The sequence below is a fragment of the Corynebacterium sp. HMSC072D12 genome, assembly GCF_001813925.1.
Lineage (GTDB): Bacteria > Actinomycetota > Actinomycetes > Mycobacteriales > Mycobacteriaceae > Corynebacterium > Corynebacterium aurimucosum.
Genome location: NZ_KV814391.1, coordinates 1 through 374, shown reverse-complemented (window position 1 = coordinate 374; position 374 = coordinate 1). Strand labels below are relative to the sequence as shown.

General features: G+C 59.4%; 1 protein-coding gene. It reads left to right on the top strand.

Going from position 1 to position 374, the window contains the following annotated elements:
- Positions 1–138: 138 nt before the first annotated feature.
- Positions 139–374, top strand: a 236-nt coding sequence (locus HMPREF2943_RS12120; RefSeq protein ID WP_141756088.1) for a transposase family protein, incomplete at its 3' end; no start/stop codon positions are given.

Sequence of the window (374 nt, the reverse complement as noted above, 5' to 3'; positions counted from 1 at the left end):
GGCTCTTCCGGTTTCGGGGTGCGTAGCGGGGTGAGGTAGAAAACGACGGGTTCAGCGGGTCACCACAACATGTAGGGGTCCCTGGTGTGAAGATGAAAGTTCCTACACAACCATCTAAACCCACCAGGGACCCGTACTGTGAAGCCTACTGGAAACCTCGTCGCCGACACTATCTGCCGTACCGCGGAAATCGGACTTGCCATCACCGGTGCCGCTGATGCCGGAGCGTTGACCATCATTGAGGCCACGCCAGTAGCCGTTATCGGCGTGTGCCCGGACTGCGGACAGCCAGGAAAGCTGCGCGACCACACCACCCGTCGACTCGTTGATCTTCCTGTCGTTGGATTCCCCACTAGGCTGCACGTAACAGTCCC